This window comes from Actinoplanes sp. NBC_00393 (assembly GCF_036053395.1).
Taxonomy (GTDB): Bacteria; Actinomycetota; Actinomycetes; order Mycobacteriales; family Micromonosporaceae; genus Actinoplanes.
Map to the genome: position 1 here is coordinate 3,764,908 of NZ_CP107942.1, position 20,125 is coordinate 3,785,032.

A 20,125-nucleotide genomic window follows, 5' to 3' on the forward strand; every position below is an offset into this window, starting at 1 on the left:
GCGGGTCCCGCTGGGATGAAACCTCTGACCGGCACGCCGATCGGGTGAAGTCGGCCCGTTCGTGTGCCAGAACGGTGACGGTTGTGAGGATGCACGATTTGATGCACGTGCAGACGGGTACGGCGATGGCGAGTCATCATGGCTCGAGGGGGATTCATGACACAGGCATTCTCCGACAATCGCGGCGGCCCGACCGCCTTACGCATGCGTGTGGGGGCACGCCTGCGCCGGTACCGTCTGGCCCGGCAGGTCTCCCGCGAGGACGCCGGCTGGCACATCCGCGCCTCCGAATCCAAGATCAGCCGGATGGAGCTGGGCCGGGTCCCCTTCAAGGAGCGTGATGTCACCGACCTGCTCGCCTTCTACGGCGTGGACGGCGACGAGCGGCAGAGCTTGCTGACGCTGGTCCGGGAGGCGAACACGCCCGCCTGGTGGCAGCCGTTGTCCGATGTCGTGCCGCCCTGGTTCACGTCGTATCTCGGGCTGGAGCAGGCCGCCTCGATGATCCGCACCTACGACCTGCACTTCGTCCCGGCCCTGCTGCAGACGCCGGACTACACCCGGGCGTTGCTGGAGCTGTCGTGCGCCTGCTCCGAGGAGGAGCTCGACCGGCGGGTCTCGCTGCGCCAGGCGCGGCAGCGGGTGCTGCGCGGCGCCAGCCCGGCGGTGCTGTGGGCGGCGGTGGACGAGGCGGCCCTGCGCCGCCAGCTCGGCGGCCCGGAGGTCATGCGCCGGCAGCTGGAGGTGCTGGCCGAGGCCAGCCGGGTCCCCAACATCCGGTTGCACATCGGCTCGTTCCGGGCGGACGCGCTGGCCACGGCCGCTCTGCCGTTCACCATTCTGCGTTTCGCCGAGCCGGAGCTGCCGGACATGGTCTATCTGGAGCAGCCGACCGGCGCGACCTATGTCGACCGGCCACTCGACGTGGAGCACTACACCCTGGCCATCGACCGGGCCTGCGCCGGCGCCGCGCCGCCGAACCGCGCCGCCTCGGTCATCGCGGGCATGCTGGGCCCGCACCGCGCCGCGGCTTAGCCGTACCGGCTCGTCTGATCGGCGGAGCCGGCCATCCGATCTTCCATATCTCCGTTCGCTGTGCATATGCACGTGCAGGAGCACTTGATTCTGCGAGTGCAGGAGCACAACCTTGGACGCGACGAACAAACTGGACGATGGGATACGGCCATGGACAGAAACCGCGGTCCTGAGCGGCCGGCGAGTCAGTTCGACGAGGACGACTACTGCTTCGGCAGCGGGCCGCTGCGGTTACGCGTCGAACGTGTCCACTGGGACAGCCCGGTGGAGTATCGCGGGGACCTCTGGTACGAGGTCGACGGCATGGAGGTCAGTTCCCTCGGCCACCAGGTGGGCCGCCGCCGCGTCATGATCAGGGCGCGGTGCCTGACGTCGCTGCCGTCCAATCGCCGGCAGTGACAGTGCTCAGGGACGGGCCGTCAGGATCTCGCCGACCGCGGTGGCCAGCGCCTCGTCGAGGTCGAGGGCCTGCAGGACGGACAGGCGCACCGGCAGCGAGTGCCCGGACGTGGCGGCCTCGTACACGCGGGTCTTGGTCAGGTACTCGATCTGCGCCCGGTTCAACAGGGTGAACAGCCGTTCCGCGACGTCGTTGCGGCGCAGCCTCGGACGAGCGCCGAGAGCGATCGTCAAGGCGGCCGTGGTGGGCACCCGCTCGACAGTGATGCGGGTCCGGGTTCCCTCGCGACGGACGTCCGCCGGCACGGGCACGTCGTCGACGGTGGCCACCGGCTCATCGGTGCCCGCGAACGCCGGCAGGGTCAGCGTCCAGGTGCGCACGGCCGGTACGGCGTCCACCGCGCCGCGCGCCGGCCCGGCCACCAGCGTTCCGGGCTCCTGCTCGTAGCGGAGGAGCGTACGGGCGACCGCGTCGCCGTCCTCGATCAGCTCGAACTCGCCGTCAGCGCCGACCACCACGAGCACCTCGACGCGCTCCGGGTTGCCGAGGTCGTTGGCCGGCACGGCGTCACCGTCGAGCGCGACGATCGCCCCGGCAGCGGCCAGGACGGGAATGGTGGCGAGGTCGCGGTGCAGGTAGATCGTGCGGCCACCGTCGTACACCAGGTCGGTGAACACGTCGACCCAGACGCCGTCGGGCAGCCAGGCCCTGACCCGGCCCAGGCCGGTCCGCCGGTCGGCCGGTTCGGTGATCGGCGCGACCAGCAGCTCGGTGCCGAACTGGTACTGGTGGGGAACCTGGTAGGCCTCGTCGGCGCCGGGTGCGCGGTAGTACATGGGCAGCACCAGCGGAAGGCCGTCCGCGGCAGCCCGGTGGTTCATGGTGTGCAGGTACGGCACGAGCCGGTGCCGCAGCCGCAGGAACGCCGTCATCACCTCGGCGACGTGTGACGGGAACGCCCACGGCTCCTTGGTCAGGAACGGGTTCTTCGCCGAGTGCAGCCGCATGATCGGCGAGAACGTTCCGAACTGCACCCAACGGGTGGCCAGCTCGTCGTCGCGTACCCCGAAGAAGTGCCCGCCGATGTCGTGACTCCACCAGCCGTACCCGATGTTGGCCGCGGTGGCGGTGAAGTGCGGCTGGAAGGCCAGCGAGGCCCAGGAGACGACGGTGTCGCCGGAGAAGCCCACCGGGTAGCGGTGGCTGCCCGGCCCGGCGTACCGGGAGAAGGTGAGCGCGCGCCGCCCGTCACGCCCGTTGTCCAGGTAGTGGAAGTGGTTGAGCATCCAGAGCGGATCGATGCCGGCGACCCGCGAGTGCGGCCCGGACTGCCAGTCCAGCCACCAGAAGTCGACGCCGTCAGCCTCCAGGCCGCGGTGCAGCACGTCGAAGTAGGCGGCCAGGAACCGCCGGTCGGTGACGTCGAACGCGATCGGCTCCCCCCGCGAGGGGTCGCGGTCGAGGGCGGCGGCCATCGCCGGGTACGCCTGCTCGTGCGCGCGGATCCCGTCGGCCGGATGCACGTTCAGCGTGACGCGCAGGCCGGCGTCGTGCAGCCGGCCCAGGAATTTCGCCGGCTGCGGGAACAGCTCCCGGTTCCAGGTGTAGCCGGTCCAGCCGCTGCCGTGCGCCGGGTCGACGTCGACCAGGTGCCAGTCCATGTCCAGGACGGCGACCGAGAACGGGATCCCGGCGTCGCGGAACCGGGCCATCAGCGCCAGGTACGACTCCGCGGTGTACCGGTGGTGCCGGCTCCACCAGTTGCCCAGCGCGTAGCGGGGCAGCACCGGCACCGGCCCGGACACGGCGTAGAAGGCCTGCAGCGCGGCGGTGTAGTCGTGGCCGTAGGCGAACACGTACAGGTCGGTGCGGCCGATGTTGTCCGCGGCGACCCAGCCGTCGGCGCCGAACAGCAGCGACTGCGAGTCGTCGAGCACGGCGTATCCGCTGCGCGAGACGACGCCCGGCTCCAGCGGAATCGCGCCGTCGGCGTCGTCCAAGGTTCGCGCGGTGCCGCCGAGGGTCGGCGCGGGCTGCCCGTACCGCCACACCGAGTGGTAGGCGGTGACGCCGCCGCGCACGGCCACGCTCAGCCCGCTGGTGGTGAACGGGCCACGGTCGTACGTCAGATGCATGCGTGCCGTGACGATCTCCAGGTGGCCACCGCTCTCCGTGACCCGGAAGTCCGGGACCGGCAGGCGCCGGTTGACGGCGAAGGTCGACGCGCGGTCCTCGAAGACGCCGTCCTCGGCGTACTCCAGGCGCAGCAGACCGTCGGTGAGCACGGTGATGCGGTAGCGGTCGCCGCTGACCACGGCCGCCGCGTCAGCGACCGGCTGCGACGGCACCGGGTACGGAAACTGTGCGGAACCCATCAGCTCTTGACCGATCCGGCGGTGAGCCCGCCAACGATGTAGCGCTGCAGAAACAGGAACAGCAGGACCACCGGCAGGGCGGTCATCAGGGCGCCGGCCGCGAAGACACCGAGGTTGTTCGACCGGTCCGACTCGATGATGCCGTACAGGCCGACCGCGAGGGTCTTTCGCTGGGTATCGGTGAGAAAGATCGAGGCGAGCAGGAACTCGCCGAGCGTGCCGACGAAGGCGAGCAGCCCGGTGACGGCCAGGATCGGCCGGGCCAGCGGCAGGATGATGCGCACGAAGACGGTGCCGTGGCCGGCGCCGTCCATGATCGCTGCCTCGTCCAGCTCCCGCGGCACGGTGTCGAAGTAGCCCTTGAGCAGCCAGACCTGGGCCAGCGCCCCACCCATCAGCACCAGGCTGTATCCCGCGATCGTGTTGAGCCCCAGCGCCGGGATCGCCTCCCCCATCGCGGTGAACATGGTGAACAGGGCGACCGCGGCGAGGAACTGCGGGAACATCTGGATCAGCAGCAGGCTGAGCTGGCCGCCACGGCGGCCACGGAAACGGAAGCGGGAGAAGGCGTACGCCGAGAGCGCACTACAGAAGATCTGTACGCCGGTGACCGCCACACACACCAGCACGGTGTTGAGCGACCACCGCAGGAACGGCCGCGACGGGTCGTCGAACAGCGCCCGGAAGTGCACCAGGCTGAACTCGGTCGGAACGACACTGGTCGAGACGACGGTGCCCAGCGGGTTGAACGCCGCCGAGACGACGTAGAGCACGGGGACGACGGCGAAGGCCACGGCCAGCAGAGCGGCGACGTGGCGCCAGCCGACCTCCCGCCACCAGCGCACGGTCACGTCAGTGCACCTCCTCGAGACTGCGGGTGGCCCGGAACTGGGCCGCGGCCAGCACCCCGGTGATGACGAACAGCAGGGTGGCGATGGCGGACGCGAAACCGAACTGGGCACCGCCAGCGCCGAAGGCCAGCCGCACGGTGTAGCTGATCAGGATGTCGGTCGCGCCGGCGTTCGGGTTGTCGGGCGTGAACGGCCCGCCGTGGGTGAGCAGCTCGACGACGTTGTAGTTGTTGAAGTTGAACGCGAACCCGGCCACCAGAATCGGTGCGATCGCCACCAGCACCAGCGGGAACGTGATCCGGCGGAAGGCGGTCAGCCGGCCGGCGCCGTCGATGGTCGCGGCTTCGCGCACGTCCGCCGGGATCGCCTGCAGCGCGCCGGTGGTGACCAGGAACATGTACGGGAAGCCCAGCCACAGGTTCAGCAGCAGCAGCGCCGCCTTGGCCGCGAACGGATCGCCGAGCCAGTTCACGTGCAGCCCGGTCAGACCGTTGATCAGCCCGAAGTCCTGGTTGAAGAACCCGGACCACACCAGGATGCTGATGAACCCGGGGATGGCGTAGGGCAGCAGCAGGACCGAGCGGTAGAGCTTCTGCCCGCGCACGCGCGGGTCGTTGAGGGTGACCGCCAGCACCAGCCCGAGGGCGAGGGTCAGCGCCACCGACCCGGCCGCGAAGACCACCGTCCAGGCGAAGATCCCTAAGAAGCTGCCGAGGATCCGCGGATCGGTGAACACCTTGCGGTAGTTGTCCAGCCCGACGCCGGCCCGCCAGGACTGGTCGGTCAGCCGGGTGCCGCCGCCGTCGACGAAGTACTCCCGGTCGCCCTGCCGCTGCACGGTGTACCGCACGCCGGTGTCGGTGTTGACGATGGTGTCGGTGGCTTCGTCGTAGCGCAGCACGGCACGGCCTTCGAACGCCTCGCGCAGCCCCCGCGACCGGATGGCCCCGCCCTCGGTCGGCACCGCGAACTCGCGCAGATGCGGCGCGGCGTCGTTGACCTGCTTCGGGGTCAGGAACGTGTAGCCGGGCGCGGCGGTGACGAATCCGCCGGCGACCGTCACCTGATCCGGCTCCAGGCGCACCAGGCCCTCCTCGGTGCCGGAGAACGCCTCGGCGGTCGCCGGGTCGACCAGGAAGAACGTGAAGGGACCGGCGACCGGGTTCCCGGTGGTGGCGACGGCGAGATGGAACGTCGGCGAATCCGGCGTCTCGACCACGGAGGTGGCCAGCACCTGGGTGATGGTCTCCTGCTTGGTCGTGCGGGTGCCGTCGCCGTAGTTGGTCGTGGACAACTGCAGGGTGGCCAGGACCGGTGTGACCGTGAACAGCACGAGCAGGATCGTGCCGGGGACCAGGTACTTGGCGACCAGCGGGCGGCGGGTGGCGTAGGTGCCGACCAGCACCGCGACGATCACCCAGGCCACGGCGAGCACGGCGTAGTGCCGGCCGGACACCAGGCTCGGGGTGAGCGCCGCGGCGGTGCCGACCGCCGTCCCCAGGCAGAGCACCCGGATCAGGACGGCGATCACTTAGCCGGGACCACACTCTCGATGGTGCTGGCGGTCTTCTGCATCGTCGAGGCCGGGTCGGCGCCGCCGACGATCGCGGCGTACGCCTGACCGAGCGGCGGCCACACCCCCGACATGAACGGGAAGTCCGGCAGCGGGGTCGAGTTCTTCGCGCCGGCGGCGAGTTTCGCCATGTCCGGGTCCTTGGCCGACACCGAGGCCAGCACGTCGGTGCGCACCGGCGGGCGCGGGTCCTGGGTGTACATCGCCGTCATCGCCTCCGGCGTGTTCATGGTCTTGGTGATGAACTCCTGCGCGAAGGCGGGGTTGCGCGCCTTCGACATGAGCCAGAACGCCTGGGCGGCCAGGAACGGTGAGGCCGGTTCGCCGCCGGCGAACGGCGGAACCGGCGTGATGTCGTAGGGCACCCCGGACTTGCGGATGTCGGCCAGCGCCCACGGCCCGGAGACCAGGTAGGCGGCTTTGCCGTCGGTGAACTGGGCGATCGCGTTCGTCCCGTCGACCGAACGGGTCAGCACCTTCGAGCCACCCTCCCCCAGCGCGGCGATCTTGCTCGCGGCGGCGATCGACTCCGCGGTGCCGACGCCGACCTGCTGCGGGTCGTACTGGCCGTCGGCGTCGATGGCGAACAGCGAGCCGCCGGCCGAGGTGAAGAACGGCTCCATGTGGTAGGCGTCGCCGTCCTGCCCGACCGGCAGCGACAGCGCCCGCTCGACCGTCCCCTTCTTGACGGCGGCCTGCCCGGTAGAGACCAGTTCCTCGACGGTCGCCGGCGCTTTCGGGGCCGCCTTGGTGTTGCGGTAGAGGACGAGGTTCTCCATGCCGTACGGCAGCGCCCAGACCTGGCCGTTGCGGGTCACCGACGCCAGCGCGCCGGACTCGTACGCGGTGAGGTCCTCGGCGCGCAGCGGCAGCGGTGCGATCGCGCCGTTCTGCAGCGCCCCGCCCAGGAAGTCGTTGGGCAGCATCAGGACGTCCGGGCCGTTGCCGGCCGTGTTGGCGGTGATCGCGTTGGCGGCCAGGTCGGCGGAGATCACCTGCACCGCCACGGTGATCCCGTTCTGCCGGCCGAAGTCCTCGGCGATCGGCTGCACGGCGCGGCTCGCCACCTCCGAGGTCCAGATCACCAGGTCGGCGTTCTGCCGGGCCGGCGCGCCGCTGGCCGCGGGGGCGGCGCCGGTCGGTGCCGGCGAAGCGGGCTGCCCGTCGGAGCAGGCGGCGACAGCCAGCAGGGTGACCGCGGCGACCAGGGCGCAGCGTCTCTGTATCGGCTTCATCGCGATCCTCTCGATTCGCGTAAACGTTTACGCGCCAAGAGTGGGCTGCATCACCACCTCTGTCAACCATCGAAATACCTGAGTCCGCTGTCACGGCTACCAACTGCTCAAACGCTCGAAGCGAGTGTCCCAACATCGACGCAAACGCTTACGTGAACTACCGTACTCGCGTGGTGTTGAACATGGCCGACCTCGCCGAGCGCGCCGGCGTCTCCATCGCGACGGTGTCCCGGGCCCTGAGCGGCGCGCCCGGCGTGTCGGAGGAGACCCGGCGCCGGATCAAGAGCCTCGCCGAGGACCTGTCGTACACCGTCTCGCCGGACGCCGCCCGGCTCGCCCGCGGCGCCCGCGGCCGCGTCGCGGTGGTGACGCCGGACGTCGCGCACTGGTTCTACGCGGCCATGCTCGACGGCATCGTGACCAGCCTGCGCGGCACCGACCTCGACGTGATGCTCTACGAGGTCAAGGAGGAGCGGGAACGGCGGCGCTTCTTCGAGGAACTGCCCGCCCGCCGGCAGGTGGACGCGCTCATCCTGATTGCGCTGCCGATCAGCGACGACGAACGGCGGCGGCTGGACCTGATGGGCGTCACCGTCGTGATGGCCGGCGGAACGCTGCGCGAGCACCCGCACGTGCGCATCGACGACGTCGCGGCCGGCCGGCAGGCCACCGCGCAACTCGTCCGGGCCGGCCACGAACGGATCGCAATGATCAACTCGACCGGCACGTGGAGCCTCGAGTACGCCGCGCCCGGCGCCCGGCTGCGCGGCTTCACCAGCGCCCTGGAGGAGGCCGGTCTCGCCGTGCGCCCCGAGTACGTCGTGCATCGCCGCTGGGGCAGCCACGGCGGAGTCGAGGGGATGAGCGCGCTGCTGAGCCTGCCGCAGCCGCCGACCGCGGTCGTGGCCTTCTCCGACGAGGTGGCGTTCGGCGCCCTGCGCACGCTGCGCCGCGCCGGTGTGCCGGTCCCCTACGCGATGTCGGTGGTCGGCATCGACGACCACCACCTCGCCGACATGTTCGACCTGAGCACCGTGCACCAGCCGGTGACGCAGCAGGGGTTCGCCGCCGGCGAGCTCGCGCGCCGGATCCTGCAGGAGGCGCAGGTCGACTCCCTGCACGTCACGCTGCCGACCCACGTCGTGGTCCGCGGCACCACCGCAGCGCCGCCGGAGCCGCCGCCCGGGCGTCAGCCGTAGATGCCCAGCAACGCCCGGGACGCGGCCTCGACGATCTCGTCGGTGCTGGCTCGCAGGGTGCCGTCCAACCACGCGGTGATGAGTTCGGCCATGCCGCCGATGAACAACATGCCGCCGATCTCGTCCTCGGTGACGCTGTGGCCGGGTGAGCCGAGCAGCCTGCGCGACTCGATCGCCGACTGGTGGGCGAGGTGGCGCAGCAGTGCGGTGCGGCGACGGCGCAGCTTCGGCACGGCGAGCGACTCCACGATGGCCACCCGTCCCTTGCGGGGATCGTCGAGCAACAGTTCCAGGAAGGCGCGCACCGATGCGCGTACCCGTGCTCCCGGATCGTCGCCTGCGGCCTCGGCCGCCGTGCGACTGGTCTCCTCGATCTCGGCCGCGATGGTGTCCATGACCGCTTCGAGCAGCGCGTCGAGCCCGGTGAAACTCTCGTAGAAGTAGCGCTCGCTCAGACCCGCCTCGGCGCAGACGGCGGTCATCGTGGTGCGGATCCGCGGGTCGGCCCAGACCGTGAGGGCGGCGGCGAGCAGCCGGGTGCGGCGCTGCGCCACCCGGTCGGCGGCGCTGACGCCCCGGTAGACACCTTGCTGGACCGCCATGACGCAACCATGCCACAACACGCCCGCAACATTGACAGGACGCCCTTCCCGAATCACGCTGGTCGATACGGACGAGCCATCCGCGAGGTGTGAGCCAATGACGGCCGAAACTCGGGAAATGCGCCAGATCGCCGATCTGCACCGCGACGACCGCGGTCTGCCGTGGATCGGCAACCTCTTCAACTATCAGCGGGACCCGGTCGCGTTCTACCGGCGCCACTGGGAGCGTTACGGACCGGTCGCCCCGTCCTACAACCTCGGCCGGCGCTCGGTGATGCTGATCGGCCCGGACGCCTGCGGCGAGGTCCTGCAGAACCGGGACAAGGCGTTCGCCAACGAGCCCGGCTGGTCACAGCTGGTCGGCCCGTTCTTCCACCGCGGTCTGATGCTCATCGACTTCGACGACCATCACGACCACCGGCGGATCATGCAGGAGGCGTTCACCCGGCCCCGGCTGGAGGGCTACACCCGCCGGCTGCACCCGGCCATCGAGCAGGGCATGGCGGGCTGGGCGCCCGGCCAGGAGTTCCCCGCGTTCTGGCGGCTCAAGCAGCTCACCCTCGACATCGCCGCGGACCTGTTCATGGGCGGCGCGCACGACACCAGCCGGGCCGAGATGCAGCGGATCAACAAGGCGTTCATCGCCTGTGTGCAGGCCGCCGCCGGCGTGGTCCGCGCCGACGTGCCGTTCACCCGCTGGGGGCGGGCCTACCGCGGCCGGCGGGTCCTGGAGAACTTCCTGCGCGGCTACCTGCCGGCGAAGCGGGCCACGCTCAGCGACGACATCTTCTCGGTGCTCTGCCACATCGAGACCGACGACGGCGCCCGGTTCTCCGACGACGACGTCATCAACCACATGATCTTCCTGATGATGGCGGCGCACGACACGTCCACCATCACCACCTCCGCGATCCTGCAGTACCTCGGCCAGCACCCCACCTGGCAGCAGCGCTGCCGCACCGAGGCGCTGGCGCTCGGCCCGGCGCCGACGATGGCCGAGCTGGAGTCGCTGGTCTCGATCGACCTGGTCATGCGCGAGGCGCTGCGCCTGCGGGCCCCGGTGCCGGTGCTGCTGCGCTACACCGTCAAGGACACCGTGGTGCAGGGCGTGCGCATCCCGGCCGACACCATGTGCACGGTCGGCGTCCAGTTCACCCAGCTGATGGAGCAGTACTGGACCAATCCGATGGTCTTCGACCCGGAGCGCTTCGCGCCGCACCGCCGGGAGGACCGCTCGCACCGCTTCGCCTGGGAGCCGTTCGGCGGTGGCGTGCACAAGTGCATCGGCCTGTACTTCGCCGGCCTGGAGATCAAAGCGATCATGCACCGGCTGCTGCGCGGCTACCACTGGAGCGTCGACCCCGGCTACGTCGCCCCGCTGGACCAGCACGCGCTGCCGTTCCCCAAGGACGGCCAGCCGATCGTGCTCCACCGCCTGTCATGACCGCGGTCAGCGCACACCGGCCGGCCTGGTTGACCGACGCCCGGTTGGCCTCGCTGCGCCGCTGGGTCGCGGTTTCCGCCTCCGGCGGCAGCGGGGGTACGACCACCGCGCTCGCCCCCTTCGACGCCCAGCCGACCGTCGAGGTGCCCGCGTGCACCACCGAGGACGTCGACGCCGCCGCCGCGCGGGCCCGGTCGGCGCAGCAGCAGTGGGCCGACCTGTCGTACGGCGCCCGCGCGCAGGTCGTACTCCGCTTCCATGACCTTCTCGTCGAACGGCAGGACGAGGTGCTGGACCTCATCCAGTGGGAGATGGGCAAGGCCCGCCTGCACGCCTGGCAGGAGGTCCTGCTGCTGGGCACCGTGGCCCGCCACTACGCCCGGCACGGGCAGACCTATCTGGAGGACCGCGCCGTCCGCCCCGCCGTCCCGGTGCTCACCCGCGCCAAGGAGCTGCGCCTGCCCAAAGGCGTCGTCGGGATCATCTCGCCCTGGAACTACCCGCTCTACCTCGGCGTCGGCGACCTGATCCCCGCACTGCTGGCCGGCAACACCGCCGTCAGCAAGGCCGACCAGCAGACCCCGCTGACCCTGCTCTGGGCGCGGGCGCTGCTGGCCGAGGCAGGCCTGCCGGAACAGGTCTGGCAGGTCGTCACCGGCGACGGGCCGAGCATCGGCACGGCCGTCGTCGACGCCGTCGACTACCTGTGCTTCACCGGCTCCACGGCCACCGGCCGGCTGGTGGCCGAACGCGCCGCCCGCCGGCTCATCGGCGCCTCGCTCGAGCTCGGCGGCAAGAACCCGCTGATCGTCCGCGCCGACGCCGACCTGGAGCTCGCCGCGCGGGGCACCGCCGAGGCCGCGTTCGCCAACAGCGGCCAGATGTGCATCCACATCGAACGGGTGATCGTGCACGCCGAGGTGTACGAGGCGTTCACCGCGGCGCTGCTGGCCGCCACCAGCGGGCAGCGGCTGGGCCAGGGGCTGGGCTACGGCTATGACATCGGCCCGCTCGCCGGCCAGGCCCAACTCGACCGGGTCGACGCGCACGTGCGTGACGCGGTCGCCAAGGGCGCCACCGTGCTGGCCGGCGGCCGCCCCCGCCCCGACATCGCCCCGTACGCGTACGCGCCCACGGTCCTCGCCGACGTCACCGACGACATGGACGTCTGCCTCGGCGAAACCTTCGGCCCGGTCATCGCGCTGCACCGCGCCGCCGACGACACCGCCGCGATCGCCACGGCCAACCGCGGCCGGCACGGCCTGTCCGCCAGCATCTTCAGCAGCGACACCGCCGAGGCCGAGGTGATGGCCCGCCGGATCCGCGCCGGCGCGGTCAACATCAACGACGGGGCCGGCCTGGCCATCGGCACGGTGGAGGCGCCCATGGGCGGGCGCGGGGACAGCGGCCTGGGCCGCCGGCACGGCGCGGAGGGGATCCGCAGGTTCACCGACGCGCAGACCGTGGCCGTCTCCCGGCTCGGCCCGCTCGGCCCACCGCCGGGCCGGCCGACCGAATCGTTCGTGGCGCTCGGCAACAAGCAACTCAGGCTGCTGCGGCGGCTCGGTATCCGGTGAGCGAAGGGAATCAGCGTGGATTTCGACGACACCCCCGACGAGGCGGCCTGGCGTGCCGAGGTGCGCTCCTTCCTGGAGAAACACCACCCGTCCGGGGAACGGCCCCGCGACGACCCGGACGCGGCCCGCGCCTGGCAGGCCACCCTGTACGAGGCCGGCTTCGTCGGAGTCGCCTGGCCGCAGCAGGCCGGCGGCCGCGGCGGCACCCCGATGCAGCAGGCGATCGTCGACCAGGAGATGGCCCGGCTCGGGCTGCCCGCGCTGATCAACCTGATCGGCATCGGCATGTGCGGCCCGACCGTGATCATGCACGGCAGCGACGATCAGAAGCAGCGCTACCTCACGCGGCTGCTGCGCGCCGACGACCTGTGGTGCCAGCTGTTCAGTGAACCCGAGGCCGGCAGCGACCTGGCCGGGCTGCGCACCCGGGCAGTGCGCGACGCCGACGGCGGCTGGCGGATCACCGGGCAGAAGGTGTGGACGACGCTCGCGCACCTCGCCGACTTCGGGATCCTGCTCACCCGTACCGATCCGGATGTTCCGAAACACCGCGGCCTGACCATGTTCGTGGTCGACATGAAGGCGCCCGGGGTCACGGTCCGGCCGTTGCGGCAGATGAACGGCGACGCGCATTTCAACGAGGTGTTCTTCGACGACGTGCGGATCCCCGACGCGGAACGCCTCGGCGAGCCGGGCGAGGGCTGGACGGTGGCGCTGACGACGCTGATGAGCGAGCGGCTCTCGCTCGGTGGCGGTGGCACGGCGGTCGGACCCAAACCGGAGGTGGTGGCCCGGCACGTCGCCGAGCACATCGGCGCGCTCACCGCCGACCGGCAGGTGCTGGCCCGCCAGCAGCTGGGCCGCGGTTTCGTCGCCGCGCTCGGGGCCCGCTACACCGGCTACCGGCAACTGTCGAAACTCAGCCGCGGCGAGTTCCCCGGCCCGGAGGCGTCGGCGGGCAAGCTGAGCGGCACCCAGTCGGCGCGGGACCTGACCGACCTCGCGGTGCGCGTGCTCGGCGACGACGCGCCCATCGGCGGCGGCCCCTGGCAGACCGCGCAGGCGGTGATGCCGGGCATGGCCATCGCGGGCGGCAGCGACCAGGTGCTGCGCAACATCATCGGCGAGCGGGTCCTCGGGCTGCCCGCCGAACCCCGTGCGGACAAGGGCGTCACGTTCAAGGAGACCCTGGCATGAACTTCGACCTGGACCAGGAGCATCTGGATCTGGCCGCCGCAGCCGGTGAGTTCCTGGCGGGCTCGGCGTCGCCGGCCGCGGCCCGGGCGGCGCTGGACGACGGCGCCGCGGCCCGGCCGGGCCGCGCGGAGCTGGTCAAGAGCGGCTACGCGACGATCACCGTGCCGGAGAGCGCCGGTGGGGGCGGCGGCAGCGTGCTGCAGCTCGCCGTGGTGGCCGAGCAGGCCGGGCGGGTGCTCACCGGTCCGTCACTGGTGAGCTTCGCGCGGGCCGCCGTGCTGCTGGACGGCGACGCGGACCGGCTGGCCGGCCTGGCCGACGGGAGTCTCGCCGTCGCGGTCGTCGACGACAGCGGGCCGGTGCTGGACGCAATCGGCGCCGACACCTTCCTGGCGCTGCGCGACGGCGCCCTGGTCTGCGGGCCGGGCACGGTCACCGCGCGGGAGCCGATCGACGCGACCCGCGGTCTCGGCGACGTCGAACTGGGCCAGACCGTGGTGCTGGCGCGCGACGCCGGCGAACGGTGGCAGCGGGCCGAGCGCGTCGGCCGTACGGTCCTCGCCGCCGAAGGCTTGGGGGCTGCCGCCTACCTGCTGGAGATGGGTGTGGCGTACGCGAAACAGCGCCACGCGTTCGGCCGGGCGATCGGCTCGTACCAGGCCGTCAAACACCTGCTCGTCGACGTGTACGTCGCCGTCGAACAGCTGCGCTCGCTGGTCTGGTGGGCCGCCTGGGCCGCCGACCGCGCGCCCGGCGAACTGCCCCTGGCCGCAGCCGCCGCCAAAGCCGCCGCAGCCACCACCCTCGAACAGGCGGCCGAGACAGTGATCCAGGTGCACGGCGGCATCGGGTTCACCTGGGAACACGACGCGCACCTGTACTGGCGGCGCGCCAAGGTGGACCGGTTCCTGCTCGGCGACGACGTGGCGGCCTTCGACGAGGTCGCCCGGCTGGCGATGAGGGAGGCAACGCGATGAGTCACCACCTCGCGGTCCTTGCCGAGAAGGCGTACGAACGCCACGGCGACTACGAGTCGCTGTTCTTCGAGGGCAGATGGCTGACCTCCGGCGAGATCCATGACAGGTCGGCCCGGGCCGCCGGAGGGCTGCGCGCGCACGGCGTGCAGCCCGGCGACCGGGTGGTCGTGATGACCATGAACACCCCCGAGGTGTTCATCTCCTACCGGGCGATCTGGCGGGCCGGCGCGGTGGTGACCCCGGTGATCTTCCTGCAGAGCGGGCCGGAGCTGCGGCACATCCTCACCGACTCCGGCGCCACCGCGGCGATCATCAGCCCGGAGCTGATCCCCCTGTTCCGCGGTGCCGCCGACGGGCTGGACATCACCACGTTCGTCATCGGCGAGAACTACGCGGAACTCGAGACCGGCGAACCGGCCGGGATTGAACCGCGCGCCGACGACGACCTCGCGGCGCTGCTCTACACCGGCGGCACGACCGGACGGGCGAAAGGCGTCATGCTCAGCCACCGCGGCCTGTGGGAGTCCGGGCGCGGCCTCGAGCTGACCGCACGGGCGTCGACCGCGACCAGGTCGCTGCTGCCGCTGCCGCTGTCGCACGCCTACGGTCTGATCGTCACCATCGCCGGCCTGCACTCCGAGCGCCCGCTGGTCTCGGTGTTGCAGCGCTGGTTCGACCCGGTCGGCTGGCTGGAACTGGTCGCCGAACACCGCCTGGAATCCAGTCCCGTCGTGCCCACCATGCTGCAGATGCTGCTCGCCCAGCAGCACGCCGACTACGACCTCTCCTCACTGCAGACGTTCGGCTCGGGCGGCGCCACCCTGCCACCCGCGATCCGCGCCGCGGCCGAGAAGACCTTCGGCGTGACCGTCCTGCAGGGCTACGGCTGCACCGAGTCCAGCGCGGTGATCTCCGCGGAGTCACTCTCCGACCACCGGCCCGGCAGCGTCGGCAAGCCACTCCCCCACGCCGAGGTGGCCATCCTCGACCCCGCCGGCAACCCGATGAAGGCCGGCACGGACGGCGAGATCTGTGTCCGCGGTCCCGGCGTGATGCTCGGCTACTGGAACGATCCGGAGCTGACCGCGCAGACCGTCCGGGACGGGTGGCTGCACACCGGCGACGTCGGACATCTCGACGAGGACGGTTTCCTCTTCGTCGTCGACCGGATGAAGGACCTGATCATCCGGGGCGGTTTCAACGTCTTCCCCCGCGACGTCGAGGACGTGCTGCTGGAGCACCCGGCGGTACAGATCGCAGCCTGCGTCGGCAGGCCGGACACCGAGAACGGCGAGGAGGTGGTCGCCGTCGTGCAGCTCGTGCCGGGTGAGCAGGTCAGCGGCGCGGAACTCGTCGAGTACGCCAAGGACCGGATGGCGAAGTACAAGTATCCGCGCGAGGTCGTCGTGCTCGACACGGTGCCGTTGACCAGCGTCGGCAAACTCGACCGCAAGGCCGTCCGCGCCCTGGTGCAGCCCCGATGAGCCGCCGGATCGCCGGGATGGCCGTGATCGTCACCGGCGGCGCGCGCGGCATCGGCCGCGCCACCGCGCAGCACCTGGCCCGGCTCGGCGCATCGGTCGCGATCGGCGACCTCGACGCCGACCTGGCGGCCTCGGTCGCCGCCCCGTTCGGTGACCGGGTCACCGCCGCCCGGCTGGACGTCACCGATCCGGACTCCTGGAGCGAGTTCCTGACCGAGGTCGCCCACCTCGGCCCGTGGGACGCGCTGATCAACAACGCGGGCATCATGCCGCTCGGCTCGCTGCTCAAGGAACCCGACCAGATCACCCGGACCATCTTCGACGTCAACGTGTTCGGGGTGATCAACGGGACGAAGGCGGTCGCGCCCGGCATGGTCGACCGCGGTCACGGCCACATCGTCAACGTGGCCTCGGCGGTCGGCCGGCTCGCGGTCGCGAACGGCGCCACCTACTCGGCCTCCAAATTCGCCGTGGTCGGGTTCAGCGAGGCCATGCGCGCCGAACTCGAACCTTCCGGCGTCGACGTCACGCTGATCCTGCCGACCGTGGTGCAGACCGAGCTGTCCGCCGGCGTCCCCGCAGCCAAGGGGGTCAAGTCGGTCACCCCCGACGAGGTGGCCAGGGTGATCGCCTTCGCGCTGCGCAAGCCGCAGGCCGAACTGTGGGTGCCGCGCTGGATCCAGGGCCCCACCAAGTTCACCCAGGCCCTGCCCCGCCGGGTCACGGCCGTACTCGACCGGCTCTCCGACGCCGGGAAGGTGCTGAGCCGGGCCGACCCGGCCGCCCGCGCGGCCTACGAGGAACGCGCCCGGCGCGGATCCGGGTGACTGCTCGCCGGCATCCTGCGGGCCGCGGGATGCCGGCGGCCTGAGCCGGTCAGTTCGCCGGCGGGATGTTTTAGTTGATCCGGAACGGGTTGCGCGGGTCATAGGGCAGGACGGCGGCCGCGAGAGCACAGCCGGCCGAGCGGCTGGCGCAGCTCCATTAATGTTGATCCATGACCAGCGGCAATTACGCGGCCCTGTTCATCAGCGCCCTCGCGCTCGCCATCTCGGTCTACGGCGTCCTTGAGCGGCGAAACGCAGCCAGGCGGGCGGAACGCCTTCGGCTCGCCGCGCTCATCGCCGAGCTTGATGGACTTCACTTCGAACAGCTGAGCCCACCGGACGGCGTGGCACTGCGCGACTTTGTCGACACCATCAACAGCCGTCGCGGGCTGTTGTGCGCGCAGGTCCTGAACCTGCTCCCGCAGTTCCGCAAAGAGATCATCAGTTCCGAGCTGCGGGTTCTGGCGTACGCCCTGAGTCGGGCCGGGTATCCGGATGAAGCGAACCGTATCTGGATGAATGCCGTCGACATGGCCGTCAAGGAGAGCATGCCGCTCGCGCTGTTCGCCCGACGCGGCTACGCCTACTTCCTGTTCAACGCGGGGCGTACCACGGAGGGCCGGACGATGATGCGCACGGCGGTCGACGCACTTACCGACACCGACGACGGGCTGGTCATGAAAATAGAGACTCTGAGGTTCTGGTCTATCGAGGAGCTCGACGCGTCACCGGGCGACACCACCGCGGCCGACGACCTGCTCGACGAAGCGCGCGAACTGGCATGCCGGGTGGCGGCCCCTCGGCGTCGCAAGCACGCTTACCAACTGCTTGGCGCCTCCGAGCCCGAGAGCCCCGGCGAACCGACCGGGACCGGGCCGCAAGGTCCCCACTGACCTGGCCGGCCGGATACCAGCGGTACCGCTACCTGGACATCGTGCGGTGGTTCGCCCGGAGCCAGGCGATCGCGGCGCACTCCGCCGCGTTCCGCGAGGCCGTGCTCGCCCGGCGCGCTGCGGCGCCGGGCAGAGCCGCTCGGAGAAGCGCTACCGGCTCGCGCCGACCGGTTCGGGCAGGGCCGGCGGCTCGTCCGGCACCGCGTCGCGCAGCCGTTCGCCCTCCACGTCGACGTTCGGCAGCAGCCGGTCCAGCCAGCCGGGCAGCGCCCACGCGCGCCGGCCGAGCAGTGCCATCACCGCGGGCACGATCGTCATCCGGACCACGAACGCGTCGAGCAGGATGGCCGCGGCCAGCGCGAACCCGATCGACTTGATCAGCGGGTCGGGCGCCAGGACGAACCCGGCGAACACGCTGATCATGATGATCGCGGCGGCGGTGACCACCCGGGCGCCGTGCGCGTAGCCGACGGTCACCGCCCGGGTCGGTGGCGCGCCGTGCACGTGCTCCTCGCGCATCCGGCTGACCAGGAACACCTCGTAGTCCATCGCCAGGCCGAACACGATGCCGATCAGGATCACCGGCAGCAGGCTGACGATCGGCCCGGTCTGGTCCACCCCGATCAGCTCGGCCAGCCAGCCCCACTGGAAGACCGCCACCACCGCGCCGAAGGTGGCCACCACCGACAGCAGGAACCCGGCGATCGCCTTCAGCGGCACCAGCACCGAACGGAACAGCACGGTCAACAGCAGAAAGGCCAAAACAACGATCACCGCAAGGTACGGCAGAAGCGCGTCCCCCATCTTCGCGGCGATGTCGATCGTGACCGCCGTCGTGCCGGTCACCGCCAGGTCCGCGCCGGTGCGCTCCCGCAACCCCCCGTCGGCGTCGCGGATGGCGTGCACCAGGTCGGTGGTCTGCGTGCTGTCCGGCGCGCTGGCCGGGATCACCTGCAGCATCGCGGTGTCGCCGGCCGGGTTGAACGTCGGCGGGCTGACCGACACCACCCCGGGCAGCGCGGTGATCGTGGCGGCCGCCGCGTTCGCCGCCGCCTTCGCATCCGGGCTGCCGGCGGCGTCCACGACGACCAGCAGCGGCCCGTTGTAGCCGGCGCCGAAACCTTCGGTCACCAGGTCGTAGGCCTTGCGCTGGGTGGTGTCCGGCCCGGCCATGTTGTCACCGGGAAGACCCAACCGCAGATCCAGCGCGGGTACGGCGATGAGCAGCAGCCCGGCGACCGCGGTGACCGTGGTCAGCACCGGTCTGCGGGTGATCGCCCGCGCCCAGCGCAGGCTCAGCGTCGGGCGTTCGCCGTCCGCTTCGATGTCGCGGGTCTGCCCACCACGCCCGGTGATGCGCCGCCCGGCGAATCCGACCAGCGCCGGCAGCAGGGTGAGCGCGATCAGCACCGCCACCGCGACCGCGCCGGCCGCGGCCAGGCCCATCTCGGTCAGCACCGGGATGTTCACCACGGCCAGCGCAGTCAGCGCGACGAGCACGGTGAGCCCGGCGAAGGTGACCGCGGACCCGGCGGTGCCGACCGCGCGCCCGGCCGCCTCCGGCCCGCTGCGGCCCAGGGCCAGCTCGTGGCGGTACCGGGACACGATGAACAGCGCGTAGTCGATGCTGACCGCGATGCCGAGCATCAGCGCCAGCGTCGACGTGCTGCTGCTCAGGTCGAACATTCCGGAGGCCAGCTGGATGCCGGCCATCGTGGTGGCCACCCCGAGGAAGGCGGTGAGCAGCGGCAACCCGGCCGCGACGAGCGAGCCGAAGGTGATGGTGAGCACGACCGCGGCGACGCCGAAGCCGATCACCTCGCTCAGCCCCTGTTCCGGCTCGGTCTGCAGAGCGTCACCGCCGGCTTCCACGCTCAGCCCGGCGTCGCGGCCGGTCTGCGCGGCCGCGAGCAGCGCCTCCCGGTCGGCGTCGTCGACTTCGGGCGCGGGCACCCGGAACGCGACCTGGGCGTACGCGATCGTGCCCGCGCTGTTGATCGTGCCCCGCAGCGGATCGCTGACCTCGGCCACCTGCGGCCCGGTCCGCAGCGCCGCAACCGTGCGGCCGACCGCCGCCCGGTTGTCCGGGTCGGTGAGTTTCTCGCCCGCCGGGGCGGCGAACACCACCCGGGCCCCCGCCCCGCCCGCCGGTGACTCGCCGAAGCGCTCGCCCAACAGGTCCTGAGCCTGCTGCGCCTCGGTACCGGGAATCGTGAAGTCGTCGGAGGTCGGCCCGGACAGGGTGGCGGCGCCGACGCCGAGCAGCCCCAGCATGGCCAGCCAGATCGCCAGGACCAGCTTGCGCCGGTGGAAGCTGAGCCGGCCGAGCCGGTACAGGTACGTTGCCATCGGTTCCCCCCTCGTTGACTGCTCCACACTCGCCAAACGCGCGCCGGAAGTCGTCGTCCAGCTGTGGACAGTCGGCTACCACGCTTGCGGTACAGCGACGGGCGGCC

General features: G+C 71.3%; 16 protein-coding genes. 10 read left to right on the forward strand and 6 right to left on the reverse strand.

Annotated elements, in window-relative coordinates; all coding sequences use genetic code 11:
* Positions 1-156: 156 nt before the first annotated feature.
* A complete protein-coding gene (locus OHA21_RS17780; protein ID WP_328475162.1) occupies positions 157-1,035 on the forward strand; it encodes a helix-turn-helix domain-containing protein in 879 nt (292 codons plus the stop codon).
* Positions 1,036-1,185: 150 nt separating this feature from the next.
* Entirely contained in the window at positions 1,186-1,434 is a 249-nt protein-coding gene (locus OHA21_RS17785) for a hypothetical protein (RefSeq protein ID WP_328475163.1), read from the forward strand.
* A 6-nt stretch (positions 1,435-1,440) separates the two neighbouring features.
* Here OHA21_RS17785 and OHA21_RS17790 read toward each other — a convergent pair whose 3' ends face one another.
* The 4 genes from OHA21_RS17790 to OHA21_RS17805 are packed head-to-tail and all read right to left on the reverse strand — an operon-like array spanning position 1,441 to position 7,469.
* Positions 1,441-3,810 carry a glycoside hydrolase family 31 protein gene (locus tag OHA21_RS17790; RefSeq protein ID WP_328475164.1) on the reverse strand — a complete coding sequence of 790 codons (2,370 nt, stop codon included), beginning with the start codon at positions 3,808-3,810 and terminating at the stop codon, positions 1,441-1,443.
* On the reverse strand, positions 3,810-4,661 hold the full coding sequence (locus OHA21_RS17795) for a sugar ABC transporter permease (protein ID WP_328475165.1): 852 nt from the start codon (positions 4,659-4,661) through the stop codon (positions 3,810-3,812). Before OHA21_RS17795 ends, OHA21_RS17790 begins: the two co-directional genes overlap by 1 nt.
* 1 nt (position 4,662) lies before the next feature.
* The gene (locus tag OHA21_RS17800; RefSeq protein ID WP_328475166.1) at positions 4,663-6,192 is read right to left on the reverse strand and encodes an ABC transporter permease subunit; all 1,530 of its coding nucleotides are present in this window, start codon (positions 6,190-6,192) and stop codon (positions 4,663-4,665) included.
* Positions 6,189-7,469 (reverse strand): sugar ABC transporter substrate-binding protein, encoded by a 1,281-nt coding sequence (locus tag OHA21_RS17805; RefSeq protein ID WP_328475167.1) that lies wholly within the window; start codon positions 7,467-7,469, stop codon positions 6,189-6,191. Before OHA21_RS17805 ends, OHA21_RS17800 begins: the two co-directional genes overlap by 4 nt.
* Positions 7,470-7,639: 170 nt before the next feature.
* Here OHA21_RS17805 and OHA21_RS17810 point away from each other — a divergent pair, with 170 nt between their 5' ends.
* A complete protein-coding gene (locus tag OHA21_RS17810; RefSeq protein ID WP_328475168.1) occupies positions 7,640-8,668 on the forward strand; it encodes a LacI family DNA-binding transcriptional regulator in 1,029 nt (342 codons plus the stop codon).
* Here the strand turns inward: OHA21_RS17810 and OHA21_RS17815 are convergent.
* Entirely contained in the window at positions 8,659-9,270 is a 612-nt protein-coding gene (locus OHA21_RS17815) for a TetR/AcrR family transcriptional regulator (RefSeq protein WP_328475169.1), read from the reverse strand. The genes OHA21_RS17810 and OHA21_RS17815 overlap by 10 nt on opposite strands.
* 97 nt (positions 9,271-9,367) lie before the next feature.
* Between OHA21_RS17815 and OHA21_RS17820 the strand changes: the two genes are divergently transcribed.
* The 7 genes from OHA21_RS17820 to OHA21_RS17850 all read left to right on the forward strand — a co-directional run bounded on the left by OHA21_RS17820 (position 9,368) and on the right by OHA21_RS17850 (position 17,669).
* Positions 9,368-10,714 carry a cytochrome P450 gene (locus OHA21_RS17820; protein WP_328475170.1) on the forward strand — a complete coding sequence of 449 codons (1,347 nt, stop codon included), beginning with the start codon at positions 9,368-9,370 and terminating at the stop codon, positions 10,712-10,714.
* A complete protein-coding gene (locus OHA21_RS17825; protein ID WP_328475171.1) occupies positions 10,711-12,291 on the forward strand; it encodes a succinic semialdehyde dehydrogenase in 1,581 nt (526 codons plus the stop codon). The genes OHA21_RS17820 and OHA21_RS17825 overlap by 4 nt, the downstream gene beginning before the upstream one ends.
* A gap of 15 nt (positions 12,292-12,306) precedes the next feature.
* Entirely contained in the window at positions 12,307-13,488 is a 1,182-nt protein-coding gene (locus tag OHA21_RS17830; protein ID WP_328475172.1) for an acyl-CoA dehydrogenase family protein, read from the forward strand.
* Positions 13,485-14,465: an acyl-CoA dehydrogenase family protein gene (locus OHA21_RS17835; RefSeq protein ID WP_328475173.1), complete on the forward strand. Its 981-nt coding sequence runs from the start codon at positions 13,485-13,487 to the stop codon at positions 14,463-14,465. Before OHA21_RS17830 ends, OHA21_RS17835 begins: the two co-directional genes overlap by 4 nt.
* Positions 14,462-15,949, forward strand: coding sequence for a class I adenylate-forming enzyme family protein (locus OHA21_RS17840; protein WP_328475174.1), 1,488 nt, complete (start codon positions 14,462-14,464; stop codon positions 15,947-15,949). Before OHA21_RS17835 ends, OHA21_RS17840 begins: the two co-directional genes overlap by 4 nt.
* The gene (locus OHA21_RS17845; RefSeq protein ID WP_328475175.1) at positions 15,946-16,776 is read left to right on the forward strand and encodes an SDR family oxidoreductase; all 831 of its coding nucleotides are present in this window, start codon (positions 15,946-15,948) and stop codon (positions 16,774-16,776) included. Before OHA21_RS17840 ends, OHA21_RS17845 begins: the two co-directional genes overlap by 4 nt.
* Before the next feature lie 170 nt (positions 16,777-16,946).
* Positions 16,947-17,669 carry a hypothetical protein gene (locus OHA21_RS17850; RefSeq protein WP_328475176.1) on the forward strand — a complete coding sequence of 241 codons (723 nt, stop codon included), beginning with the start codon at positions 16,947-16,949 and terminating at the stop codon, positions 17,667-17,669.
* 150 nt (positions 17,670-17,819) lie between these two features.
* Here the strand turns inward: OHA21_RS17850 and OHA21_RS17855 are convergent, their stop codons facing one another.
* On the reverse strand, positions 17,820-20,018 hold the full coding sequence (locus OHA21_RS17855) for an MMPL family transporter (protein WP_328475177.1): 2,199 nt from the start codon (positions 20,016-20,018) through the stop codon (positions 17,820-17,822).
* Positions 20,019-20,125: the final 107 nt, after the last annotated feature.

Bases quoted from the DNA above. Each gene is read 5' to 3' on its own strand.
- OHA21_RS17780 (WP_328475162.1), top strand. From the start codon at position 157: ATGACACAGGCATTCTCCGACAATCGCGGCGGCCCGACCGCCTTACGC.
- OHA21_RS17785 (WP_328475163.1), top strand. From the start codon at position 1,186: ATGGACAGAAACCGCGGTCCTGAGCGGCCGGCGAGTCAGTTCGACGAG.
- OHA21_RS17790 (WP_328475164.1), bottom strand. From the start codon at position 3,810: ATGGGTTCCGCACAGTTTCCGTACCCGGTGCCGTCGCAGCCGGTCGCT.
- OHA21_RS17805 (WP_328475167.1), bottom strand. From the start codon at position 7,469: ATGAAGCCGATACAGAGACGCTGCGCCCTGGTCGCCGCGGTCACCCTG.
- OHA21_RS17815 (WP_328475169.1), bottom strand. From the start codon at position 9,270: ATGGCGGTCCAGCAAGGTGTCTACCGGGGCGTCAGCGCCGCCGACCGG.
- OHA21_RS17820 (WP_328475170.1), top strand. From the start codon at position 9,368: ATGACGGCCGAAACTCGGGAAATGCGCCAGATCGCCGATCTGCACCGC.
- OHA21_RS17825 (WP_328475171.1), top strand. From the start codon at position 10,711: ATGACCGCGGTCAGCGCACACCGGCCGGCCTGGTTGACCGACGCCCGG.
- OHA21_RS17835 (WP_328475173.1), top strand. From the start codon at position 13,485: ATGAACTTCGACCTGGACCAGGAGCATCTGGATCTGGCCGCCGCAGCC.
- OHA21_RS17840 (WP_328475174.1), top strand. From the start codon at position 14,462: ATGAGTCACCACCTCGCGGTCCTTGCCGAGAAGGCGTACGAACGCCAC.
- OHA21_RS17845 (WP_328475175.1), top strand. From the start codon at position 15,946: ATGAGCCGCCGGATCGCCGGGATGGCCGTGATCGTCACCGGCGGCGCG.
- OHA21_RS17850 (WP_328475176.1), top strand. From the start codon at position 16,947: ATGACCAGCGGCAATTACGCGGCCCTGTTCATCAGCGCCCTCGCGCTC.
- OHA21_RS17855 (WP_328475177.1), bottom strand. From the start codon at position 20,018: ATGGCAACGTACCTGTACCGGCTCGGCCGGCTCAGCTTCCACCGGCGC.